Source organism: Variovorax sp. P2_H12, assembly GCF_056403395.1.
The window spans coordinates 1-3,477 of the sequence record NZ_JBFUFO010000089.1; the positions used below are offsets into that span (position 1 = coordinate 1).

Consider the following 3,477-nt stretch of genomic DNA (forward strand, 5'->3'; position numbering starts at 1 on the left):
GAGAGATCAATGCCGACGTACAAAATAGTCATGGGGTTCCCCTTTTCGAATGAGTAGATGGGAGTTCGCACCCCCATCGTGGCACTCAGTTGCCGGCGACCGCAACACGCAGCGGTCTAATCGGGAGGGGGAGCCCCTTTCATTCGGTTGCGCGCCGGCCCATCTCCGAGCGCTTGACGTGTGGCGATTCGTAGCACCTGTAGTTGGCGTAAATTGACGCTCCTTCCCGGACAGGCTCGGACTGCGCCATGACCTTCGCACATCGCTACGTCGGAGCGGACAGCCTGCCTGCCAGGCTGTCCGAGTTCGACGTCGAACAGTACTTCACGCTCACCAAGGCGGACGTCTCGGCGCTGTGCGAACGGTTTCGCGCCGACCGGCGCGTGCCGGCGGCGATATTGCTTCTGCACCTGCGTACCAGCGGCCGACCCCTGGACCGCGTCGCCGTCGTTCCGAGGAACCTCCTGCGTACCGTCAGCGACGCCCTGGGCGCGCCGAAGCTGACCATCGCCAGCCTGCGGTCGCTCTATCAGCGTCGCCCTACCCTCTACGAGCATCAGCGTTGGGCCAAGGACTACCTGGGCCTGCAGGATCTCGACGACACGAAGACCGTCGAACTGCAAGAGCTACTCGCAGTCGCGTCCGACCAGGCGGCCCACCTGGACGACCTCATCGGTACGGCGCGTACCTGGCTGTACGAACGCCGCATCCTAATTCCTGGTTTCCGCAGGCTCGCCGACTGGGCCCGCGACGCTTTTGCCGTCGCCGAATCCAGGATGTTGGCCGCAATCTGGACCGCAGTCGGAGCGGCTGCCATTCGGCGGTGCCGGGAGTGGGCGTACACGGCCCGTGAGGGCGAGGAAATGACGAACTTGGAGTGGCTCAAGACCCCTCCTGGTCGGCATGCACCCAGCACCCTGGCCGAAACCTTGGCCAAGATCCGCAGTCTGAAGGAACTCGAAGTTCACCAGTGGGCGCTCGATGCCATCGCCTTGGCGAAGCAGCAGGCCTATGCCGCCCATGTCCAACTGCGGCGCCCGTCGATGACCCTGCGCATCGAGCGGAATCGGCAGGACTTAGAGATCGTCTGCTTCCTGCGGGTGACGCTGCTCGAACTCACCGACACCACCCTGCTGCAGGCCAACCGCCGAAGCCAGCAACTGTTTCGGGAAGCAGCGGAGCGCGTGCAGGCCAGGCGGTCCAGCCACAACGCGTCGTTGGTGCGGAGCGCCGTGAAGGCCAAAGCCATTCTGGCGGACGACGCCAGGGACTGGCGCGAGCGCGTGCTCGAGGCCCGCGCGGCGCTCGCAGACATCGGCGACGCGACGGTGGGCAGCTTTGCGGCGCAGGTGCGTCGGGCACTCGCCGAGGACAGCCGGCGCGTCCATGCCTGCCTCGCCGGCTTGCGCGCCCTTGATTTCGCGGGCAAGCCGGAAGACCGGGGCTTCGCGCAATGGCAAGCCTGGTCCAGGCTTCAGGAGGCAAGCGAAGGCGCTTCCGACGCGTTCGGAGACGCGGTGCCGACCCCACCAGTTGGCGCCGCTTGGAGCCCTCTCGTACACGATCTGGATCCGAAGTCCGGGTATCGCGCCTTTGAGGCCTGCGCCCTGATGTCGTTGCGCCGCAGCCTGCGGCGCGGCAGCGTCTGGGTCGATCATTCGATGGTCTTCCGGGACCGCAAGGCCCTGCTGATCAGCGACGACGAATGGACGGCCAAACGCGATCAGCACCTGCAGATCCTGGGGCACCCCTCGGATCCCAGGGAGTTCATCGGGCCGGTGTTGGCAGCCGTCTCCGCCGGCCTTTCCGCATTGGCCGAAGCGGTCCAGCGCGGACGCGTCGAAATCGGCACCGACCGCCTGCTGCACATTCCGCCGCTGAGCGCTCTGCCCGATGACATCGAGCCGCGCAAGACCCGGGAGGCCGTGTTCCAGCGCATCGGCGACGTGCAGCTGCCCGACATCATGATGGAGGTCGATGCGGCCACCCATTTCAGCGAGGCGTTGCTCGCCCGCAGTGCCGACTCCGCCGACGAACTGTTGGCCTTGTACGGCGCACTCCTGGCCCACGGCACCGACAACGACGCCAAGGGCGTCAGCACCATGATTCCCGGGATCGACGTGGCGCAGATCGCGGTCGCGATGCGCGCCCTGGAGCAGCCCGGCCGCCTGCGCCGAGCCAACGATTGCGTTACGCAGTTCCAGAGCCGCGTGCCCATCGCCGCGCACTGGGGCGACGGCGACAAAGGTTCTGCCGACATGATGGCGCTGGATGCAAGCCGGCACCTGTGGACATCACGGGTCGATCCGCGCCGTCGCACCTACGCCGCCGGCATCTACACCCACGTGCGCGACCGCTGGGGCATCTTCTATGACCAGCCCATCGTGCTCAACGAGCGACAGGCCGGCGTCGCTGTCGAGGGTGTCGAAGCGCAGAACCGAACCGACGACCGCATCCGGATCTCCCTGATCGCTGTCGACACACACGGTTTCACGAGCGTCGCGATGGCCATTGCAAAACTCCTGGGGTTCGACTTGTGCGCGCGACTGCGCAATCTGAGCGAGCGCAAGCTGTTCATGCCTCGCGGCTGGGCGGTTCCACAGGAGCTCGAGGCAGTAACCGTTCGCCAGGTATCGCTGACCGCGATCGAGCGCGGCTGGGACGATCTGCTGCGACTGGTCGCCTCGATTCGTGCCGGCAAGGTGTCGGCGGCACAGGCGATCCAGCGCCTCGGTTCGGCAGCGATCGGTGATCCCTTGCACCGCGCGGCCGAGCATCTGGGACGACTGCTGCGCACCCTCTTCCTGTGCGACTACTTGGCCATCGACGAGTTTCGTCGGGAGATCCACACGCCGGGGCGAGTCGGTCCACCAGTTGCAGCGGGCGATCTACACCGGCAAGGTTGCGCCCGAGCGTGGCCGTAGGCGCGACGAGATGATGGCGATCTCCGGCTCGCACGCGCTGCTGACGAACATCGTGCTGGCCTGGAACACGAGTCGCATGAACGACGTCGTCGACAAGCTGCGAAAGGATGGCGTGGCCATGGAGGACGACTGGCTGCGCCGCATTGGGCCAGCCCACTTCGGGCACATCAATTTCCGAGGCACGTTCAGCTTCGCCCTCGGCCCCTACGCCGATGTGCTGGTACATCCGCGCCCTGGCCGGGCGCGTATCAAAACGCTGCAGTGACCAACGACCGTGAGCCGTTTGCCGAGCCGCCGCGGCGTTTTCCCCGGCATTCAGACGGTGGCGTATCAATCCGCACGGAAAGCACAAAGAGCGGGCATTGGGTGCTTTCATAAGGGGTTGTCGCGATTGAGGTTTCTCGGGGCAACCGAATGAAAGGGGCTCCCCCTCCCGATTAGACCGCTGCGTGTTGCGGTCGCCGGCAACTGAGTGCCACGATGGGGGTGCGAACTCCCATCTACTCATTCGAAAAGGGGAACCCCATGACTATTTTGTACGTCGGCATTGATC

General features: G+C 65.5%; 1 pseudogene. It reads left to right on the plus strand.

Annotated features, from left to right (window positions below):
- Positions 1-248 precede the first annotated feature (248 nt).
- Positions 249-3,189, plus strand: a pseudogene (locus AC1DYK_RS35190) (Tn3 family transposase).
- Positions 3,190-3,477 lie beyond the last annotated feature (288 nt).